Annotated in this window: 19 protein-coding genes; 14 read left to right on the top strand and 5 right to left on the bottom strand. The window is 68.8% G+C overall.

Annotated elements, in window-relative coordinates:
- Nucleotides 1–265 precede the first annotated feature (265 nt).
- Nucleotides 266–1,333, bottom strand: coding sequence for a septation protein SepH (gene sepH, locus ABT115_RS27800; protein ID WP_351795301.1), 1,068 nt, complete (start codon nt 1,331–1,333; stop codon nt 266–268).
- Nucleotides 1,334–1,828: 495 nt separating this feature from the next.
- On the opposite strand from sepH, the gene ABT115_RS30960 reads away from it, so the two are divergent.
- Nucleotides 1,829–2,920, top strand: coding sequence for a hypothetical protein (locus ABT115_RS30960; RefSeq protein ID WP_502969174.1), 1,092 nt, complete (start codon nt 1,829–1,831; stop codon nt 2,918–2,920).
- A 34-nt stretch (nt 2,921–2,954) separates the two neighbouring features.
- Here ABT115_RS30960 and ABT115_RS27790 read toward each other — a convergent pair whose 3' ends face one another.
- Together ABT115_RS27790 and ABT115_RS27785 are read right to left on the bottom strand one after the other, a co-directional pair.
- Entirely contained in the window at nt 2,955–4,277 is a 1,323-nt protein-coding gene (locus tag ABT115_RS27790) for a D-arabinono-1,4-lactone oxidase (RefSeq protein ID WP_351795298.1), read from the bottom strand.
- A complete protein-coding gene (locus ABT115_RS27785) occupies nt 4,234–5,481 on the bottom strand; it encodes an MFS transporter (protein ID WP_351795295.1) in 1,248 nt (415 codons plus the stop codon). The genes ABT115_RS27790 and ABT115_RS27785 overlap by 44 nt, the downstream gene beginning before the upstream one ends.
- 153 nt (nt 5,482–5,634) lie before the next feature.
- On the opposite strand from ABT115_RS27785, the gene ABT115_RS27780 reads away from it, so the two are divergent.
- Nucleotides 5,635–6,762, top strand: coding sequence for a ferrochelatase (locus ABT115_RS27780; RefSeq protein ID WP_351795293.1), 1,128 nt, complete (start codon nt 5,635–5,637; stop codon nt 6,760–6,762).
- A gap of 88 nt (nt 6,763–6,850) precedes the next feature.
- Nucleotides 6,851–7,669, top strand: coding sequence for an inositol monophosphatase family protein (locus tag ABT115_RS27775; RefSeq protein ID WP_351795291.1), 819 nt, complete (start codon nt 6,851–6,853; stop codon nt 7,667–7,669).
- 113 nt (nt 7,670–7,782) lie between these two features.
- Here the strand turns inward: ABT115_RS27775 and fliE are convergent, their stop codons facing one another.
- The gene (fliE, locus tag ABT115_RS27770; RefSeq protein ID WP_176740391.1) at nt 7,783–7,956 is read right to left on the bottom strand and encodes a flagellar hook-basal body complex protein FliE; all 174 of its coding nucleotides are present in this window, start codon (nt 7,954–7,956) and stop codon (nt 7,783–7,785) included.
- 377 nt (nt 7,957–8,333) lie between these two features.
- On the opposite strand from fliE, the gene ABT115_RS27765 reads away from it, so the two are divergent.
- From ABT115_RS27765 to ABT115_RS27750, 4 genes are all read left to right on the top strand, one after another.
- Entirely contained in the window at nt 8,334–8,987 is a 654-nt protein-coding gene (locus ABT115_RS27765) for a response regulator transcription factor (RefSeq protein ID WP_351795288.1), read from the top strand.
- A gap of 6 nt (nt 8,988–8,993) precedes the next feature.
- On the top strand, nt 8,994–10,223 hold the full coding sequence (locus tag ABT115_RS27760; RefSeq protein ID WP_351795286.1) for a sensor histidine kinase: 1,230 nt from the start codon (nt 8,994–8,996) through the stop codon (nt 10,221–10,223).
- Between the two features lie 404 nt (nt 10,224–10,627).
- Nucleotides 10,628–10,924: a DUF4193 domain-containing protein gene (locus ABT115_RS27755; RefSeq protein WP_003965732.1), complete on the top strand. Its 297-nt coding sequence runs from the start codon at nt 10,628–10,630 to the stop codon at nt 10,922–10,924.
- Nucleotides 10,925–10,936: 12 nt separating this feature from the next.
- On the top strand, nt 10,937–11,890 hold the full coding sequence (locus tag ABT115_RS27750; RefSeq protein ID WP_351795283.1) for a hypothetical protein: 954 nt from the start codon (nt 10,937–10,939) through the stop codon (nt 11,888–11,890).
- A 128-nt stretch (nt 11,891–12,018) separates the two neighbouring features.
- Here the strand turns inward: ABT115_RS27750 and ABT115_RS27745 are convergent, their stop codons facing one another.
- On the bottom strand, nt 12,019–12,474 hold the full coding sequence (locus ABT115_RS27745) for a DUF3093 domain-containing protein (protein ID WP_351795280.1): 456 nt from the start codon (nt 12,472–12,474) through the stop codon (nt 12,019–12,021).
- A 58-nt stretch (nt 12,475–12,532) separates the two neighbouring features.
- On the opposite strand from ABT115_RS27745, the gene ABT115_RS27740 reads away from it, so the two are divergent.
- From ABT115_RS27740 to ABT115_RS27710, 7 genes are all read left to right on the top strand, one after another.
- Complete coding sequence (locus tag ABT115_RS27740) at nt 12,533–13,117, top strand: PaaI family thioesterase (RefSeq protein ID WP_351795277.1); 585 nt, start codon at nt 12,533–12,535, stop codon at nt 13,115–13,117.
- Entirely contained in the window at nt 13,117–13,650 is a 534-nt protein-coding gene (dut, locus tag ABT115_RS27735; protein WP_351795274.1) for a dUTP diphosphatase, read from the top strand. The genes ABT115_RS27740 and dut overlap by 1 nt, the downstream gene beginning before the upstream one ends.
- A gap of 1 nt (nt 13,651) precedes the next feature.
- Complete coding sequence (locus tag ABT115_RS27730) at nt 13,652–14,425, top strand: DUF3710 domain-containing protein (protein ID WP_351795271.1); 774 nt, start codon at nt 13,652–13,654, stop codon at nt 14,423–14,425.
- A gap of 347 nt (nt 14,426–14,772) precedes the next feature.
- Nucleotides 14,773–14,862, top strand: coding sequence for a K(+)-transporting ATPase subunit F (kdpF, locus tag ABT115_RS27725; protein WP_037701211.1), 90 nt, complete (start codon nt 14,773–14,775; stop codon nt 14,860–14,862).
- A 7-nt stretch (nt 14,863–14,869) separates the two neighbouring features.
- Nucleotides 14,870–16,534 (top strand): potassium-transporting ATPase subunit KdpA, encoded by a 1,665-nt coding sequence (kdpA, locus tag ABT115_RS27720; RefSeq protein ID WP_351795268.1) that lies wholly within the window; start codon nt 14,870–14,872, stop codon nt 16,532–16,534.
- Entirely contained in the window at nt 16,531–18,657 is a 2,127-nt protein-coding gene (kdpB, locus tag ABT115_RS27715; protein WP_351795264.1) for a potassium-transporting ATPase subunit KdpB, read from the top strand. The genes kdpA and kdpB overlap by 4 nt, the downstream gene beginning before the upstream one ends.
- A gap of 6 nt (nt 18,658–18,663) precedes the next feature.
- The gene (locus ABT115_RS27710; RefSeq protein ID WP_351795261.1) at nt 18,664–19,332 is read left to right on the top strand and encodes a potassium-transporting ATPase subunit C; all 669 of its coding nucleotides are present in this window, start codon (nt 18,664–18,666) and stop codon (nt 19,330–19,332) included.
- Nucleotides 19,333–19,451: the final 119 nt, after the last annotated feature.

Genomic DNA, 19,451 nt, shown 5'->3' with positions numbered 1-19,451 from the left:
CGAGGACGACCCTCCGCCTTGCGATCGCACGCACCAGACGCCGCGGGGCCCGCCCTTCGGGCGGACGACGGGACTTTCGAAACACGCCCTGGGCGCCGCGACGCCGTTGCCCATCGTGGGTGAGGTCGTAACGGAGCGGGCACCGGTTCGAGGGCATGGAACCGCCGTAACAGGGGCCCCACGCGCACGGCACGAGCGGCGCGCACAGCGCGAGGGCCCACACGCGTCGGCGTACGGGCCCTCGTCATGCTGCGGTCACCCCGACTCAGTCCTGCTTCTTCCGGCGCGTACCGAAGACGATCTCGTCCCAGCTCGGCACGGCCGCCCGGCGGCCCGGTCGGACGCCGTCCGCCTCTGCCTGGCGGTCCGTCGTCCCGGTCAGCCGGTCGCGATGGCCTGCCACGGCTCGCGGCATGAGCACGTCCGCGTAGGCGGAACCGGCGCCTGCGGAGGCTGCCGCGGCCGGCGGTTCATCGGCCTCCGGCTCCTGCACGGCAGGCTCGATGGCCGGGGGTTCTGGCGGTGCGGACCGCTCCGGCACCACCATGTCGCCGCGGAAGCTCGGCACCGCCTCCAGCAGGCTGGTCAGCGAATCGCGCTCGCCGGCCGAGACGCTGCCGATGTGCTCCTCCGGCTCGGGCACGGGGGCCGGCGCCGTGGGGCGCTCCACCTGGCGGTCCAGGGCACGGTCCAGCGGCCGGTCGCGGGGCAGTCGGGCGATTCGGGGCACGAACGGGAAGCTCGGCTCGGGCGCCGCGACGTCGTCGGTCTCGCCGATCAGCGAACGCGCCTCGTCGTCCACGGCCTGGACGAGTCGGCGCGGCGGGTCGTACGTCCAGCTCGCCGAGTGCGGCTCGCCCGCGACCCGGTAGACCAGCAGGACTTCCCAGGTGCCGTCATCACGGCGCCAGGAGTCCCACTGGACGGTCTCCCTGTCGGCGCCGCGCAGCGGCAGCCGCTCGCGCACCGCTTCGCCGAGCTGAGGGCCGGTGTTCTCGCCGGGACGGCGTACAGGAGTCTTCCGGGCCCGCTCGGCCATGAAGGCACGCTCCGCGAGCACGGGTCCCTCGAAGCGGCGGACGCGGTCGACCGGAATCCCTGCGAACTGAGCGACCTCCTCCGCGGAGGCGCCGGCTCGTATCCGGGCCTGGATGTCGCGGGGGCGGAGGTGGCTCTCCACCTCGATCTCGATCTGGCCGAGCCGCGCGCGGTCGTTGCGCACGGCAGCTCGCAGCCGCTCGTCGATCGGAAGCGTGTACTCCGTGCTGTCCGCAGCCTTGAGCACCAGTCGTGTGCCGTCATTGGAGACGGCCACGACACGCAGTTCGGGCATGGGGACCTCCCGGGTGGTGCCTGCCGACGTCACGTGCGTCGCTGCTTCCGCTAGTCGAGTGTGGCCTGCCCGGGTGCAGCCTGCCACAACATTGCCGTGTTGCCCGGCGTGTCGGGCGTGAGCCCTTGATCGCCGGTATGACACGGTGACCTATTGTGCAACACAAAGTGATCGATGATCACTCTGTGTAGTTAGTCCCCGTGTGATGCCGTGGCGCCGCCGGATTGGGTGTCTCCTGCGGCCCCCTCCCGAAGATCCCGGACATCCATGTGGGAGTCCGGCCCCAGGGCTCGCCACAGTACTCCATTCGGGCCATGTGGGTGGACCGCCGCGCCGCCGAAGTTCTCGTGAGGTGCAGGGATGGGCTACCCAGCCGGTGCGGGGTGGCCTTCACGCGTGTCCTGCTTCACAGAATCTCCCGAATCGGAACTATTCACTTCGCTAAAATGTCCATTCCTGTTGCATGGTGGGAGAGATGTCAATCAAGGGCTGGGAATGGTGCAGAAGCCGGAAAGCGACATAGAACCCAAAGAGCGGCGTATAGATCTGAGCGTGCCACAGGTGGCCGGCAGCGCTGTGGCATCGGTCGCGGCAGCAGTGGCGGCCTCCCAACTGGGCGTGTACGGAACGATCCTCGGCGCCGGAGTGATGAGCGTGGTCGCCACGAGCGGCGGTCCGATCTTCCAGCACTTCTTCCGCCGCACGGGGGAGCAGATCCGCGAGGTCACGGTCCAGGCGAAGAACCCGGGCCGTGAGGCGACCGCAGCTACGCGTGAGACGGATGGTGCACGCACTGCCACGACCGCGCAGCGTGAGACGGATGCCACGACCGCGCAGGGTGAGGCGGATGCCACGACCGCGCAGGGTGAGGCGGATGCCACGGCCGTACTGCGTGAGGCGGATGCCACGGCCGTACTGCGTGAGACGGACGCCACGACCGCGCAGCGTGAGACGGACGCCACGACCGTACTGCGCAACGTGGCGGACGCTCCGGACCGTACGCAGCTGCTGAGGCCGCTCGACGGGACCCAGCTGCTCACCACGGGGCGCCCGGACCCTGACGAGGAGTTCTCCGAAGCCACCACCCACGGCACCCGCGTCCGCGGCTGGAAGCGGTCGGCGCTCGGCGCGGTCGTGGTCTTCGTCCTGGCGATGACCGGCATCACCATGTACGAGCTGCTCTCCGGCAACGACCTGAGCGGTGGCCAGGGAACGACCGTCGGCTCCGTCGTACGCGGCGGGGAGCCGGACTCCGGGTCGAACGACCCGGCACCGGCGACCAGCACCGACCCCGGCCAGGGGCAGCAGACCCCGGGCCAGGAGAGCGACGCGACGCCCGGTACGGACTCGCAGGGCGGACAGAGCTGGAACCCGGACTCCGGTCAGGGCGACGGTTCCTGGGGTGATCCGACGCCCGCCCCCAGGCCGTCCGACAACACCGGTGGTGGGACGAGTCCGGCTCCGACAGCCCCGCCCTCCGAGGCCGCGCCCGGTGACGGCGGCTCGGCCGACCCGAACCCCACGGGTGCGGGCGACGAGCAGATGCAGGGCGACAGCGCCACCACGGGCACGGACACCGGACAGTGAACGGCGCGACGCTCGGCGGCCACCCGACAGCCTCTCAGTCGCCCAGCACCCGGCGCAGATAGTCGTTGCCGAAGAGGCGGCCCGGGTCCAGCCGGTCGCGTACGGCGGTGAACTCGCCGAACCGCGGGTACACGCCGGCGAGGTACTCGGCGTCGCGGGTGTTGACCTTGCCCCAGTGCGGGCGGCCGGCGTGTGCGGTCATGATCCGCTCGACCGCGGTGAAGTACGCCTGGTAGGGCGTGCCCTTGTACAAATGGACGGCGATGTACGCGCTCTCCCGGCCCGAGGCCGTGGAGAGCGCGATGTCGTCCGCGGGGGCGGTACGAACCTCCACCGGGAAGCTGATCCGCAGCGGCGAACGCTCGACCATCGCCTTGACCTCACGCAGCGCCTCCACGGCGGCCTCGCGCGGCAGCGCATACTCCATCTCCACGAAGCGGACCCGGCGTGGGCTGGTGAAGACCTTGTACGGGATGTCGGTGTACGTGCGGGCCGACAGGGCCCGGCTGGAGAGCTGGGCGATCGACGGAATGGCGGCGGGTACCGCCCGGCCGAGCGAACAGGCCACCTGGAAGATCCCGTTGGAGAGGAGCTCGTCCTCGATCCAGCCGCTGACCTTTCCGGGCGGGGCGGCGGGGCCTGCGCTGCGATTGTTGCGCTTGGTGTTGCAGTTGCCGGTGTGTGGGAACCAGTAGAACTCGAAGTGTTCGTTCTCGGCGACCAGTTCGTCGAAGCCATTCGTGACCCGGTCGAAGCTCATCGGCTCCTCACGTGCCGTCAGCAGAAAGACCGGCTCCACGGCGAAGGTGATCGCCGTGACGACACCCAGGGCGCCGAGCCCGATCCGGGCGACGGCGAAGACGTCGGCGTTCTCCTTCTCCGAACACGTCAGCACCGTGCCGTCGGCCGTGACCAGTTCGAGGGCGCGGATCTGCGCGGATATGGACGCCGAGTCACGGCCGGTGCCATGGGTTCCGGTCGAGGTGGCGCCGGCGACCGTCTGCTCCATGATGTCGCCCATGTTGGTCAGCGACAGACCCTCCCGAGCCAGGGCGGTGTTCAACCGCTTCAGCGGGGTGCCTGCCTCGACGGTCACCGTCATCGCCCTGCGGTCGATCTCCCGGATGCCGGTGAGCAGATCCGGGCGGATCAGCACGCCGTCGGTGGCCGCCGTCGCGGTGAAGGAGTGCCCGGTGCCGACCGGCTTCACCTTCAGACCGTCCTCGGACGCGCGGCGCAGCATCTCGGACAGCTCCGACACGGAGGCGGGGGTCACGGCCCGTACCGGACGGGCGGTGACGTTTCCCGCCCAGTTACGCCACGCGCTCGTCGTCGTCCGTGCGTCGGTTTCGGTCATCTTTCCCGCGCCCTTCCGTAGGAACCGGCCCGCTGAGCCGGCGATACCCCAGGAGCGCCACCGCGGCCGCGAGCGCTCCCGCCACGGCGGGCACCGCGTACCCCGCCTCGGCTCCGGATGCGTCGATCACCCAGCCTGCGGCCGAGGAGCCGAGCGCCACACCGACGGCGAGCCCGGTGCTGGTCCAGGTCATGCCCTCGGTCAGTTCGGTGCGCGGTACGTGCTGCTCGACGAGGGCCATGGTGGTGACCATCGTCGGTGCGATGGCGAGGCCCGCGACAAAGAGCGCCACGGCCAGGAACGGGAGGCTCCCGGCCAGTTGGAGGGGGATCATACTCACGGCCATCGCGCACACACCCACCAGCCACCGGGTGGACGGCTTCCCCTTGAGGCGCAGCAGACCGAAGACCGCACCGGCCAGACAGGACCCCAGCGCGTACACAGCCAGCACGAGGCTCGCCGCGGCCTTGTGACCCTGCTCCTCGGCGAAGGCCACCGTCACCACGTCGACCGCCCCGAAGATCGCACCGGTCGCCACGAACGTGACCACGAGCACCTGCAGGCCCCGGGAGCGCAGCGCGGAGCCGCCGGTGTGGTGCTCGCGCGGATGCGGCACCGGCTCGGTGGCGCGCTGCGCGGTCAGCCAGAGGACACCGACCAGCAGGAACCCTGCGGCGAGAAGCGGTCCGGCCTCCGGGAACCAGGCGGTGGACAGGCCGATCGAGATGATCGGCCCGAAGATGAAGCACACCTCGTCGACGATCGACTCCCACGAGTACGCGGCGTGCAGCTGCTCCGGCGAACCGCGGTAGATCTCCGCCCAGCGGGCCCGGATCATCGAACCCACGCTGGGGACACAGCCGGCGCCCGCCGCGAAGACGAAGAGCGTCCAGTCCGGCAGCCGCTGCTGCGCGCAGATCAGAAGACCGGCCACCGCCACCAGCGCGACGAGGGTGGCGGGACGCAGGACGCGGCGCTGGCCGTGCCGGTCGACGAGCCGGGAGATCTGCGGTCCGATCACCGCCGCCGACATCGCCAGCGTCGCGGAGAGCGCGCCGGCGAGGCCGTAACGGCCGGTGAGCTGGGAAACCATGGTCACGATGCCGATGCCCATCATGGACAGCGGCATCCGGCCGAGGAATCCGGCCGCCGAGAACCCCTTGGTGCCGGGGGCGGCGAATATCAAGCGGTAGGGACTTGGCAAGGAGGGCTCCACAACGGCGTGATCGCACGCGCCGGTAATGCGCGAACGTAGCCGGTACAGATTACGGTCGAGTTGATCCGTCCGACATAGGGGTGGGCCGGGGAGCAGATGTCGGTGGGAACGCTGTCCGAGGCGAGTGGGAGGATCGATGCCATGTCCGATCTGCGCGATCCCGCTCCCTATGACGCCCTGCTGCTGCTGTCCTTCGGCGGCCCCGAAGGCCCGGACGACGTGGTCCCGTTCCTGGCGAACGTGACCCGTGGCCGTGGCATCCCCGAGGAGCGGCTGAAGGAAGTCGGCAAGCACTACTTCCTGTTCGGCGGCGTAAGCCCGATCAACGCCCAGAACAGGGCCCTGCTGGACGCCCTGCGCAAGGACTTCGCGGAGCACGGACTCGATCTCCCGGTGTACTGGGGCAACCGCAACTGGGCGCCGTACCTCACCGACACCCTGCGCGAAATGACCGCGGACGGACGTCGCCGCATCGCTGTCCTCGCCACCAGCGCCTACGCCTCCTACTCCGGCTGCCGGCAGTACCGCGAGAACCTCGCCGAGTCACTGGCCGCCCTGGAGGCCGAGGGGCTGCCGGTGCCCCGGGTCGACAAGCTCCGGCACTACTTCAACCATCCCGGGTTCGTACGGCCCATGGTGGACGGCGTCCTCGCGTCCCTGGCCGACCTCCCCGAGGACGTACGGACGGGGGCGCACCTCGCCTTCACCACACACTCCATCCCCACCTCCGCCGCCGACACCTCCGGCGCCGTGGAGGAGCACGGAGACGGCGGCGCCTATGTCGCCGAACACCTCGACGTCGCCCGGCTGATCGTCGACGCGGTGCGTGAGGAGACCGGCGTCGAGTACCCCTGGCAGCTCGTCTACCAGTCGCGCAGCGGCGCTCCGCACATCCCGTGGCTGGAGCCCGACATCTGCGATCACCTGGAGACGCTGCACGGCGAAGGCGTCCCCGCCGTGGTGATGGCCCCCATCGGTTTCGTCTCGGACCACATGGAAGTCCTGTACGACCTCGACACGGAGGCCACCGCGAAGGCCGCCGAGCTCGGACTTCCGGTGCGCAGGTCCGCGACCGTGGGCGCCGACCCGCGTTTTGCCGCGGCCGTGCGCGAACTGGTGCTGGAGCGCGCCGCGACCGAGCAGGGGCGCGGCGTGCAGCGGTGCGCGCTGGGCGCGCTCGGCCCGAGCCATGACCTCTGCCCGGTCGGCTGCTGCCCGGCCCGGGCCCTCAAGACCGCCGCCGCGGGCGCCGACAGCCCGTACGCGTAAGACCGACCGGTAAATGGAGGGCCACCGCCCTCCATTCGCCGGTCGGTCCAAGAGCCCCTGCCGCACGCCTAGAGACCCCTGGAGCGCCGTGACCGACCCGAGCCTGTCCGAACTGCTTGACCTCGCCCTGGAGGCTGCCCGCCGTGCCGGTGCGCTGCTGCGCGACGGCCGCCCGGCCGATCTGGGGGTGGCCGCTACCAAGTCCAGCCCGATCGACGTCGTCACCGAGATGGACATCGCCGCCGAGAAGCTGATCACCGGCTTCCTCACCGAGCGCCGCCCCCATGACGGCTTCCTCGGCGAGGAAGGGGCGAGCGCGGCGGGCAGCAGCGGTGTCCGCTGGGTCATCGACCCGCTCGACGGCACCGTGAACTACCTGTACGGACTGCCGACGTGGGCCGTCTCCATCGCCGCCGAACGGGACGGCGAGCGGGTCGTGGGGGTGGTGGAGGCCCCGATGCGCCGTGAGACGTACCAGGCGGTGCTCGGCGGCGGTGCATACGCGAAGGGCGGTGCCTACGGCGAAGGCACCGAGCTGCGCTGCCGGCCCGCGCCGCCGCTCGACCAGGCGCTCGTCTCGACCGGCTTCAACTACGTCAGCCACGTCCGTACGCACCAGGCTGACGTGGCCCAGAAGCTGATCCCGCGGCTGCGTGACATCCGGCGCAGCGGCTCCGCCGCCGTGGACCTCTGCGATGTGGCGTCCGGCCGCCTCGACGGCTATTACGAGCGCGGGCTCCATCCGTGGGACCTGGCGGCCGGCGACCTCATCGCCCGTGAGGCGGGCGCCCGCACAGGCGGTCGTCCCGGGCTGCCCGCCGACGGTGATCTGACCGTCGCCGCGACGCCGGGTGTCTTCGAGCCGCTGCAGGACCTTCTGGAGGAGTTCGGAGCCTGGCACGACTAGGTGTACTGACCCGTGAGGTTAGGTGTATTGCCCGGGAGGTTGTGGACAGGCGAGCGAGAAGGGCCCCTGACGCCTGTAGTGTGCAGTGGCATCAGAGGCCCTTCCCGCGTGGCTCAGACGCTGGTGGCGCCGATTTCAACGCCGTGCTCGGCAGCGAGGCGGTGCAGGTCGTCCAGCTCACCCTGCTCGACATCCGCGAGGAAGTCGTCGCCCGTCTCCCGAGCTTTCGTGAGGTCGGACTCGGTGGTCTTGATTCGTTGCAGCAGACCTGCGGTGAAAGCGTCCATAATGCGCCCCCTCATCGTGGGTCGGTGGCACGGGGGTGTGCCCGGGTTTCCCTCCGCACGGAGGCGGTAGGGCGGTGATCACGCGCTTTCCAGGGACGGAGTGGCCTGTGGCACGCCACATTCAAGGCGTGATCGCGGGTGTGAATGCGTCCTCCCCGGCCCCATGCTCAGAGAAACCTCAACTGGCCCGGAAATCCGGCGAACTTCCCGGAGCCCCAGGTCGGCCAGCGCCGCCTTACCGCCGGTTTATACGCGTTGCGGGCAGGATGGAGCAGCACAGACCAGTACTGATGAGCGGTCCGGATCACGGATCGTGAGCACATCAGGACGTTCTGAAATTTTCCGACGTACTGAAGTTTCTAAGGAAGGACAGCGCCGTGCGCGTACTCGTCGTGGAGGACGAGCAGCTGCTCGCCGATGCGGTGGCCACCGGATTGCGCCGTGAGGCCATGGCTGTCGATGTCGTGTACGACGGTGCCGGAGCCGTGGAGCGCGTCGAGGTCAACGACTACGACGTCGTGGTGCTGGACCGGGACCTCCCCGTGGTGCATGGCGACGACGTCTGCCGACGGATCGTCGAGCTGGGCATGCCCACCCGGGTGCTCATGCTGACCGCGTCCGGGGACGTCAGCGACCGGGTGGAGGGCCTGGAGCTGGGCGCCGACGACTATCTGCCCAAGCCGTTCGCCTTCAGCGAGCTCACCGCGCGGGTACGGGCACTGGGCAGGCGTACGACGGTGGCCCTGCCACCCGTCCTGGAGCGTGCCGGCATCAAGCTCGACCCCAACCGCCGCGAGGTCTTCCGGGGTGAGGCCGAGATCCAGCTCGCGCCGAAGGAATTCGCTGTGCTGGAGGTCCTGATGCGCAGCGAGGGTGCGGTCGTCTCGGCCGAGCAGCTGCTGGAGAAGGCCTGGGACGAGAACACCGACCCGTTCACCAATGTCGTCCGGGTGACCGTCATGACACTGCGCCGCAAACTCGGCGAGCCGCCGGTGATCGTCACCGTGCCCGGCTCCGGCTACCGGATCTGACGCCCGATGCCCACCGTCCCGGCGCCGCCGACGACGCCTCCGAAGCCCACCTGGGAGCCCAAACAGCAGGAGCCGCCCTACTGGCTGCGCCCGACCATCCGGATACGGCTCACACTGCTCTACGGCGGCATGTTCCTGATTGCCGGAATCCTGCTGCTGTCGATCATCTACCTGCTGGCCGCGCAGGCCCTGCACGTGGGCAGTGAGCTGCCGTTCAAGATCGTCAATGGTCAGGTGACCAGTGAGGTCTGCGACCTGCCCGAGAAGGCGTCGCCCGAGAGGTTCAACGCGGCGATGAACGCCTGCGTCAACCACCAGCGCCAGCAGGCACTCGACACGCTTCTCAACCGGTCGCTGCTGGCCCTCGTGGGTATGAGCGTCATCGCCTTCGCATTCGGCTATGCCATGGCGGGCCGGGTGCTTTCCCCGCTGGGCCGGATCACCCGCACCGCACGCCAGGTGGCCGGAACCGATCTGTCCCGACGGATCGAGCTGGACGGCCCGGACGACGAGCTGAAGGAGCTCGCCGACACCTTCGACGACATGCTCGACCGTCTGGACCGGGCCTTCACAGCCCAGCAGCGGTTCGTCGGGAACGCGTCGCACGAGCTGCGCACCCCGCTCGCGATCAACCGCACGCTGCTGGAGGTCCATCTCTCCGACCCCCAGGCCCCGCCGGAGCTGAAGCAGCTCGGCAAGACCCTGTTGGCCACCAATGAGCGCAGTGAGCAGCTCGTCGAGGGCCTGCTGCTGCTCGCCCGCAGCGACAACCAGATCGTGGAGCGCAAGCCGGTCGACCTCGCCGAGGTGGCCTCGCGCGCGATCGACCAGACGCGCGGCGAGGCCGAGGAGCGGGGCGTGGAGATCCGGGGTGAGCGAGCCCCGGCCGTCGTTCAGGGCAACGGCGTCCTGCTGGAGCGGATCGCGCTGAACCTCGTACAGAACGCCGTGCGCTACAACGTCCCGGAGCAGGGCTGGGTGGAGGTCACCACCGGGCTGCAGTTCGGCCAGGCCGTGCTGGTGGTCTCGAACACGGGACCGGTGGTGCCTGCCTACGAGATCGACAACCTCTTCGAGCCCTTCAGACGGCTGCGTACGGAGCGAACGGGCAGTGACAAGGGTGTGGGGCTGGGCCTGTCGATCGCGCGGTCCGTGGCGCGCGCTCACGGCGGCCGTATCGTCGCGGAGCCCCGCGAGGGCGGTGGCCTTGTGATGCGTGTCTCACTGCCGGTCTGAGAGGCTGGGCGGAGCGATTCGTGCGCGAATTACTCTGTTCGCTTTGGGCGGAATTTTCGGGACCTGTGCCCGGAGCGGCCATGTGTGATCGATCACAGGAGCGAATTTCCGGATGTCAACGCTCCGTGATCAGAGAAAGCCCCCGAAAGCCCGCAAAAGTCGGGGTTTTCGAGGCTCGATATCACGGGAAGTACACGGGGTGGCGCCCGTGAAGCGCGAGACCGGGACCGTGTACGGTCCCCATCGCCACCCAAGCCGACCACTCCCGAGCGGTCCTTTTGGGTGTCGATTGAGTAACAGACCTTGATGTGAGGCAAAATCTCCGCCTCAGGTCGGGCACAAGTCCGGCCTCTCACGCGTTACGTGCGCTGAGACACCGCAGACACCCAGAGGGGGAGAGCGACATGGCAACGGATTACGACACCCCACGCAAGACCGATGACGACGTCGACCAGGACAGCCTTGAAGAACTCAAGGCTCGCCGGAGCGACAAGACGGCGTCCGCCGTCGACGTCGACGAGTTCGACGCGGCCGAAGGACTGGAGCTGCCTGGCGCAGACCTGTCCAACGAAGAACTGGCCGTAAGGGTCCTGCCCAAGCAGGCCGACGAGTTCACGTGCATGAGCTGCTTCCTCGTGCACCACAGGAGCCAGCTGGCGCGCGAGAAGAACGGCCAGCCGATCTGCCGCGATTGCGACTAGGTCGAGCCGACCGTGGCAGGCGACACACCGTTCCGGAAGCGATGCTTGCGGCGCAAAGGGTCGTCGGAGGCGAATCAGGGCGGCACGGGCCCGGTAGGAGGCGTAGCAGTGCCTGCCGAGCGATCCGCCCTGCCACCCTCTCCGGGTGAGCGGGACGACGAGCGGGGCCGGTGGGCCTCGCTCGAAGCGGCCGCGGCAGTCGAAGTAGTCGACACGGCCGATGGGGCCGGACAGGTCGACAAGACGGAGCCCATGACCGGGGCAGGCCGTCTGAGTGCAGTGAAACGGGGAGTATCCAGGGGCGGGGAGAACGCCAAGGCAGCGATCGGCCATATCGCCGACCTGATCATCGAAACCGCTCCCCGCATCCCTGTACGCGACCTCGCGACCCTTCGTAAGCAGTTCCCGGGCCTAGGGCCCGAGGAGCTCGCCGACAAGCTCATCGCAGGCGCGAGCAACGCGTCGGCCACCGTCGGCGCCGGTATTGGCGCGGCGGCCATGATGCCCGTACCGCCCGCCATGCTCGCCGAGCTGGCGGCGGAGATCACCGGTGTGGCCGCGATCGAGATGAAGCTCGTCGCCGAGCTGCACGAGGTCTACGGACAGCGCCCGCCGGGCGGGCTCACTCAGCGTTCCACCGCCTACCTCACGTCCTGGACGGAGGAGCGCGGTATCGATGTCACCCGCCCCGCGACGGTCAACGCGGCGCTGGGCGGTCAGATGAAACGTGAGCTGCGCCAGCAGATCACGAAGCGCATGGTGCGCAATCTGCCCAACCTCGTTCCGTTCATGCTCGGCGCCGCCGTCGGCGCGGTGATGAACCGGCGCGACACCAGAAAGCTCGCCGAACGGGTCAGGAAGGATCTGTGTAAGCGCCAGATCCCCTGGGACCGACTTCCGGAACTGCCTCCGCTGGAGCAGCCGAGGGGGCTGCGCGAGGATCTGCCGGGCGAGCTGGACGGTTGAGGCATCCCGGCAACGCAGGGGACCAGACCCTGTATCGCCGGAACGTGCCTGCGGGCCGTCAGAGGCCGCCTGGAGGGCCCGCGAGGATCTCCTGAAGCAATGGACCCGCTAAGGGCTGTCCCGAGCCCTCAGGCCCGTACCGCGCTGAGTGCTGCGACCAGGGCCTGCGGCTCGCGGGTCGACAGATAGATGTACGGCGTCGGGTCTTGCGGGTCGGTGATCTCGACCCGGACCGCCGTCGGGATGTAGCTGCGCAGCAGCATGAACGCGCGGGTGTCCGCTTTGTACGAGCGCCACGCGCGCGCCTCATCCGCGTCCAGCACCTCGGCCTCGCCGAGCGCCGTCACGGGAATCCGCGCGTCGCCGGCCACCAGGGCGCCCGAGACCACCCGGATCCTGGCCGAGCCGTACGAGCTCACCGCGACCGCCGACAGGGCCGTGCCGCCCACCAGGCCGGCCAGGAGGGCCAGGCCGCCGAGCGGCAGGAGCATCAGGGCACAGGCGACGCCGATCAGGAAGGCCATGAGCCACCACGAACGGGGCGCGGTCAGTCGTTCGTCGAAAGGCGGGGTGGAAGGCTGCATGAAGCCAAGCTTGGCACGGTGCGACCTGCAGCTGGCCGCGCGGGTAAGGTCTGCGCCTGTGAGTGGAACATCTGCGGCTCTGAAGCCCCCGGCCGACGCGGTGAAACCGGTCCGGCACCCCGAAGCCCCGGCCCCCGGCGAACTCCTCGGCGCGCACTACGAACACTGTTTCGGGTGCGGCGAAGGACAGCAGCACGGGCTGCACCTCCAGGCGCGGGCCGGTGAGGGTGTCAGAGTCACCGCCGAGTTCACCGTCAAGGCCGCCCACCAGGGCGCCCCGGGCCTGGCCCACGGTGGCGTTCTGGCCACCGCGCTGGACGAGACGCTCGGCTCGCTGAACTGGCTGCTGCGGGTGATCGCGGTGACCGGGCGGCTGGAGACCGACTTCGTGCGTCCGGTGCCGGTGGATACCGTGCTGCACCTGGACGCCGAGACCACCGCGGTGCACGGCCGGAAGATATACTCCCGGGCGACCGGCCGGATCGGCGGCCCGGACGGACCCGTGGCGGTCCGCGCCGAGGCCGTCTTCATCGAGGTCAAGGTCGACCACTTCATCGAGAACGGCCGCCCGGCCGAGATCCAGGCAGCGATGGCCGACCCGGACCAGGCCAAGCGCGTGCGTGCGTTCGAGGTGAACCCCTGATGCGTCACCCCGTAGACGTTCTTATCCGCCGTGTCGACCCGCAGGTGCCGATTCCGGACTACGGACACCCGGGCGACGCCGGGGTCGATCTGGTGACCACCGAGGCCGCCGAACTCGCCCCGGGCGAGCGGGCTGTTCTGCCCACCGGGGTGTCGATCGCGTTGCCCGACGGATACGCCGCGTTCGTGCACCCGCGGTCCGGCCTCGCCGCGCGCTGCGGAGTCGCTCTTGTGAATGCCCCGGGGACGGTTGATGCCGGGTACCGTGGAGAGATCAAGGTGATCGTCATCAATCTCGACCCGCGCGAGCCCGTGCGGTTCGAGCGGTTCGACCGGATTGCCCAACTGGTCGTCCAGCAGGTCGAGAAGGTGCGCTTCCACGAGGTGGCGGAGCTGCCTGGCTCGGCCCGCGGCGAGGGAGGCTTCGGATCCACCGGAGGGCATGCTTCCGGCGATGTTGATGGCGTCGGGGGCGGGATTGCCCAGGGCGGGAACAGCTACGCTTCGGTCGTACCCGACCGGGAAGGACAGTGACGTGTTCGGACGTCGCAAGAAGAGTGGTTCCGCCAAGGACGTGGCGGACGAAGCGCGCGAGGCCGAGCAGGTCGTCGACGAGCTCGATGACGCCGATGGAGCCGACAGCGGCTCGCGTCGGGTGAATCTCCCGCCGGCGCCGCGGCCGGACGGGCCGTGGGACATCACCGAGGTTTCCCAGCCCGGCGAGGGCCGGGTCGACCTGGGTGGCGTCTTCGTGCCCGGCGTCGAGGGCATGGAGCTGCGCGTCGAGGTGGCCGGTGACGCGATCGTCGCCGCGACCGTGGTGCTGCGCGACAGCGCAATCCAGCTGCAGGCCTTCGCCGCCCCCAAGAAGGAGGGCATCTGGGGCGAGGTCCGCGAGGAGATCGCCTCCGGCATCACCCAGCAGGGCGGGATCATCGACGAGGTCGAGGGCCCGCTGGGCTGGGAGCTGCGTGCCCAGGTCCCCGTACAGCTCCCGGACGGGGCGAACGGGGTGCAGCTGGTGCGCTTCGTCGGCGTCGACGGGCCGCGCTGGTTCCTGCGCGGAGTGATCTCCGGCCAGGGTGCTGTGCAGCCGGAGGCCGCAGGGCTCCTGGAGACGATCTTCCGGGACACCGTGGTCGTCCGTGGCGAGGGCCCGATGGCGCCGCGCGACCCGATCGTCCTCAAGCTCCCCGACGACGCCCAGATGGTGCCCGAGGGCGTCCAGCAGGACAACCAGGAGGGCTCGAAGTTCGCCGGTGGCATGAACCAGCTCCAGCGCGGACCCGAGATCACCGAGGTGCGCTGAGCAGATACGGGCAGCCGCCCGGCACAGCTGAAGGGCCGATGGGCCGTATCCCTTTTCCAGGGGTACGGCCCACCGGTCTTTTTTCTGCACCCAGGGAGGGCTGCGGGCGCACTGCAGGAGCGCGTATGGGGCGTGTATGAGGCACGTATGTGCGCCGTCAAGGGCTCGCCTTTCCCCGTAAGGAAGCCATCAACGCAGGCCGGGACGGCTGTGACACGAGGTTTGCTCATGAGGTCAGAGATTCCGTACCTCATCTAGGAGCACACGATGGCCGATGTGGCCTTCGTCGTCACCACGATCGCGGTGTTCGCGTTGGTGGCTCTCATCGCCAAGGGGGTGGCGAAGCTGTGACTGCCGAGAACATTGTCGGTCTGATCGTGGCCGTTGCCCTGTTGGGCTATCTCGTCCTCGCCCTTCTGTACCCGGAGAGGTTCTGAGCCCGATATGAGCCCCGTCCTCGCCGGTGCGCTCCAGGTTCTCGCGCTCATTGCGGCGCTGGGGCTGGCGTACCGTCCGCTCGGCGACTACATGGCCGCCGTCTACTCCTCGAAGAAGCACCTCCGGGTCGAGAAGTGGATGTACAAGGCCATCGGTGCCAATCCGAACACGGAGATGCGCTGGCCCGCGTATCTGCGTGGGGTGCTCGCCTTCTCTGCTGTGAGCGTCCTCTTCCTCTATCTGCTGCAGCGGCTCCAGGGCAGTCTGCCCGGCTCGCTCGGCTTCGCCTCGATCGATCCGGATCAGGCGTTCAACACGGCGGCGTCGTTCGTCGCGAACACCAACTGGCAGTCGTACTACGGCGAGCAGGCCATGGGCCATGTCGTCCAGACCGGTGGCCTCGCGGTGCAGAACTTCGTCTCGGCCGCCGTCGGCATGGGCGTCGCGATGGCGCTGGTACGCGGCTTCGCCCGTTCCCGCACGGGTGAACTGGGCAACTTCTGGTCCGACCTGGTGCGCGGCACCGTACGGATCCTGCTGCCGATCTCCGTGGTCGGGGCGCTGGTGCTGGTCGCCTGCGGCGCCATCCAGAACTTCTCCGGCATCCATGAGGTCGGGCAGTTCATGGGCGGCTCGCAGCAGTGGAACGGCGGCGCGGTGGCCTCGCAGGAGGTCATCAAGGAGCTGGGCACGAATGGTGGCGGCTACTTCAATGCCAATGCGTCCCACCCGTTCGAGAACCCCAACGGGCTGTCGAACCTGTTCGAAATCTTCCTGATCCTGCTGATTCCGTTCGCGCTGACCCGTACGTTCGGCCGGATGGTCGGTTCGCTGAAGCAGGGATACGCGATCCTGGCGACGATGGGCGTCATCTGGCTGAGCTTCACCGCGCTGATGATGTGGACGGAGTTCGCCCACCACGGGCCGGCGTTCGACATCGCGGGCGGGGCGATGGAGGGCAAGGAGACCAGGTTCGGGATCGCCGGTTCGTCGATCTTCGCCGTGGCCACGACACTGACCTCCACCGGTGCCGTGAACTCCTTCCACTCCTCGTACACAGGATTCGGCGGCGGGATCACGATGCTGGGCATGCAGCTCGGCGAGATCGCGCCCGGTGGTGTCGGCTCCGGCCTCTACGGCATGCTGATCATGGCGATCATCGCGGTGTTCATCGCGGGTCTCATGGTCGGCCGTACCCCGGAGTATCTCGGGAAGAAGATCGGCACCCGTGAGATCAAGCTCGCGGCCTGCTACATCCTGGTCACCCCGACGCTGGTGCTGTGCTTCACCGCGCTGGCGATGGCCCTGCCCACCCCGCCCCACTCGATGACCAACAGCGGCGCGCACGGATTCTCCGAGATTCTGTACGCGTACACCTCGGGTGCGAACAACAACGGTTCGGCGTTCGCCGGGCTGAACGCGGACACGCAGTGGTTCAACACGACGATCGGTATCGCGATGCTGCTCGGCCGGTTCCTGCCGATGGTGTTCGTCCTGGCGCTGGCCGGCTCGCTTGCCGAGCAGACCCCCGTACCGGAGAGTGCCGGCACGCTGCGCACATACAAGCCGCTCTTCAGCGGGCTGCTGCTCGGCACGATCCTGATCATCACCGGGCTGACCTACTTCCCGGCCCTGGCGCTGGGGCCGCTGGCCGAAGGGCTGGCGTCATGACCACTCGTACGAAGCAAGAGGACTCGATGTCCACTGTCACCCCCACCCGGGCACCACACCAGGACGCGCCCACGGGTCACCAGGGCGAAGGACGTGTCGGCGGGGGCCTGTTCGACCCCAAGCAGCTGCTCAAGTCCTTCCCGGACGCCGTTCGCAAGCTCGATCCCCGGGTGATGGTCAAGTCGCCTGTGATGTTCGTGGTGCTGATCGGTTCGGTGTTCACGACCGTGCTGGCGTGTCTGAACCCGGGCGACTGGTTCGGCTGGGCGATCGCGGTCTGGCTGTGGCTGACCACGATCTTCGCGAACCTGGCGGAGGCGGTCGCCGAGGGGCGCGGCAAGGCGCAGGCCGACACGCTGCGCAAGGCCAAGACCGACACCGTCGCCCGGCGGCTGAACGGCAAGAACGAGGAGCGGGTGCCGGGAACCGAGCTGCACATCGGTGATCTGGTGGTCTGCGAGGCCGGTGACATCATTCCCGGTGACGGGGATGTCGTCGAGGGTGTCGCGAGTGTGGACGAGTCCGCGATCACGGGCGAGTCGGCGCCGGTCATCCGGGAGTCGGGCGGTGACCGCAGCGCTGTCACCGGGGGTACGAAGGTGCTCTCCGACCGGGTCGTCATCAAGATCACCACGAAGCCGGGGGAGACGTTCATCGACCGGATGATCGGCCTGGTCGAGGGCGCCGCCCGGCAGAAGACACCCAACGAGATCGCGCTCAACATTCTCCTGGCGTCCCTCACCATCGTCTTCCTCCTCGCCGTCGTCACCCTGCAGCCCTTCGCGATCTACGCGGGTGAGAAGCAGTCGGTGATCGTGCTGACCGCCCTGCTGGTCTGCCTGATCCCGACCACGATCGGGGCCTTGTTGTCTGCCATCGGAATCGCGGGCATGGATCGGCTGGTGCAGCGCAACGTCCTCGCGATGTCGGGGCGTGCCGTCGAGGCGGCGGGGGATGTTTCGACCCTGCTGCTCGACAAGACGGGCACGATCACACTGGGCAACCGGCAGGCCGCCGAATTCGTCCCGGTCAAGGGCACGACCGAGGCCGAACTGGCGGACGCCGCCCAGCTCTCCTCACTCGCCGACGAGACCCCTGAGGGCCGTTCGATCGTCGTGCTCGCGAAGGAGAAGTACGGGCTGCGCGAGCGCCACCAGGGCGAGCTGCGGCACGCCGAGTGGGTCGCGTTCACCGCCCAGACACGCATGTCGGGTGTGGACGTCGACGGACGCAAGGTCCGCAAGGGCGCGACCGGTTCGGTCATGGCCTGGGTCAAGGAGCGCGGCGGCAGCGTCGCGCAGGACGCGCAGGCACTCACCGACCGGATCTCCCAGGCCGGCGGCACACCGTTGCTGGTCGCCCTGGAGGACGAGCACGGCGCCCGGGTCCTGGGTGTCATCCACCTCAAGGACGTCGTCAAGGAGGGCATGCGGGAGCGGTTCGACGAGCTGCGCCGCATGGGCATCAAGACGGTCATGATCACGGGTGACAACCCGCTGACCGCGAAGGCGATCGCCGAGGAAGCCGGCGTGGACGACTTCCTGGCCGAGGCCACGCCCGAGGACAAGATGGCCCTCATCAAGCGGGAGCAGGCCGGTGGCAAGCTCGTCGCGATGACGGGGGACGGTACGAACGACGCCCCGGCGCTGGCGCAGGCGGATGTCGGTGTGGCGATGAACACCGGTACCTCGGCCGCGAAGGAGGCCGGGAACATGGTGGACCTGGACTCCAACCCGACCAAGCTGATCGAGATCGTCGAGATCGGCAAGCAGCTCCTCATCACGCGTGGTGCGCTGACGACGTTCTCGATCGCCAACGACGTCGCGAAGTACTTCGCGATCATCCCGGCGATGTTCGCGGCGGTCTACCCGGGCCTGGACAAGCTGAACATCATGCGGCTGTCCTCCCCCGAGTCCGCGATCCTGTCGGCGGTCGTCTTCAACGCGCTGATCATCATCGCGCTGGTGCCGCTCGCCCTGAAGGGTGTGCGCTACCGGCCCAGCAGCGCCGACTCGATGCTCCGGCGCAACCTCGGGGTCTACGGACTGGGCGGTCTGGTCGCCCCGTTCATCGGCATCAAGATCATCGACCTGATCATCTCCCTCATCCCCGGAATCGGCTGACCTGCCATGAACAACTCCGTAGGAAACACCGCCCGGCTGCTCTGGGCCGGACTGCGCGCCCTGCTCGTTCTCACCGTCGTGTGCGGCGTGCTCTACCCGCTCGCCGTCACCGGCGTCGCCCAGGGCCTCTTCCCCGACAAGGCCAACGGCTCCGAGATCACCTCGAACGGCAAGGTCGTCGGCTCCGAGCTCATCGGCCAGCGCTACGACCTGCCGATGAAGAAGGGAGAGGAAACCCCCGCTCCGGACCTCAGGTGGTTCCAGCCGCGCCCGTCCAACGGCCTGGGCACCAACAGCGTCAACACCCAGTACGAACTGATCCTCTCCGGCGCGACCAACCTCTCCGGCGACAACAAGGAACTCATCGACTGGGTCACCGCCGCCAAGGCCGCCGTCATCAAGGACAACTCCGTTCCAGGCCACCCCATCAGCCCCGCAGATGTGCCGGCCGACGCCGTCACCTCCTCGGGCTCCGGCCTCGACCCCGACATATCCCCCGAGTACGCACAACTTCAGGTACGCCGCGTCGCAGAGCGCAACCACCTCGACGTCGCCCAGGTCGAGAAGCTCGTCGACCAGCACACCGAAGGCCGGATCCTCGGCTTCGTGGGAGAGCCGAGGGTCAACGTCCTCCAGCTCAACGTCGCCCTCAAGCAGCTTGTGAACGAGTCCTGAGGACGTGAGGACGGGGTAGTGGGCGGGTCCGGCCGAGGCGTCAGAATCCTGTCAATTCGGCCCCTCGCCCCACCCCCCGTCCCATTTGTCGAGAATCATCGGGGTAGCTTCGAACCGGT

It is taken from the genome of Streptomyces sp. NPDC001832, assembly GCF_040297265.1.
Lineage (GTDB): Bacteria > Actinomycetota > Actinomycetes > Streptomycetales > Streptomycetaceae > Streptomyces.
This window is presented reverse-complemented; position numbering and strand designations above follow the sequence as displayed.

Coding starts and splice junctions, on each gene's coding strand:
- sepH (WP_351795301.1), bottom strand. CDS start 1,333: ATGCCCGAACTGCGTGTCGTGGCCGTCTCCAATGACGGCACACGACTG.
- ABT115_RS30960 (WP_502969174.1), top strand. CDS start 1,829: ATGGTGCAGAAGCCGGAAAGCGACATAGAACCCAAAGAGCGGCGTATA.
- ABT115_RS27790 (WP_351795298.1), bottom strand. CDS start 4,277: ATGACCGAAACCGACGCACGGACGACGACGAGCGCGTGGCGTAACTGG.
- ABT115_RS27780 (WP_351795293.1), top strand. CDS start 5,635: ATGTCCGATCTGCGCGATCCCGCTCCCTATGACGCCCTGCTGCTGCTG.
- fliE (WP_176740391.1), bottom strand. CDS start 7,956: ATGGACGCTTTCACCGCAGGTCTGCTGCAACGAATCAAGACCACCGAG.
- ABT115_RS27760 (WP_351795286.1), top strand. CDS start 8,994: ATGCCCACCGTCCCGGCGCCGCCGACGACGCCTCCGAAGCCCACCTGG.
- ABT115_RS27755 (WP_003965732.1), top strand. CDS start 10,628: ATGGCAACGGATTACGACACCCCACGCAAGACCGATGACGACGTCGAC.
- ABT115_RS27745 (WP_351795280.1), bottom strand. CDS start 12,474: ATGCAGCCTTCCACCCCGCCTTTCGACGAACGACTGACCGCGCCCCGT.
- dut (WP_351795274.1), top strand. CDS start 13,117: ATGCGTCACCCCGTAGACGTTCTTATCCGCCGTGTCGACCCGCAGGTG.
- kdpA (WP_351795268.1), top strand. CDS start 14,870: ATGAGCCCCGTCCTCGCCGGTGCGCTCCAGGTTCTCGCGCTCATTGCG.
- kdpB (WP_351795264.1), top strand. CDS start 16,531: ATGACCACTCGTACGAAGCAAGAGGACTCGATGTCCACTGTCACCCCC.
- ABT115_RS27710 (WP_351795261.1), top strand. CDS start 18,664: ATGAACAACTCCGTAGGAAACACCGCCCGGCTGCTCTGGGCCGGACTG.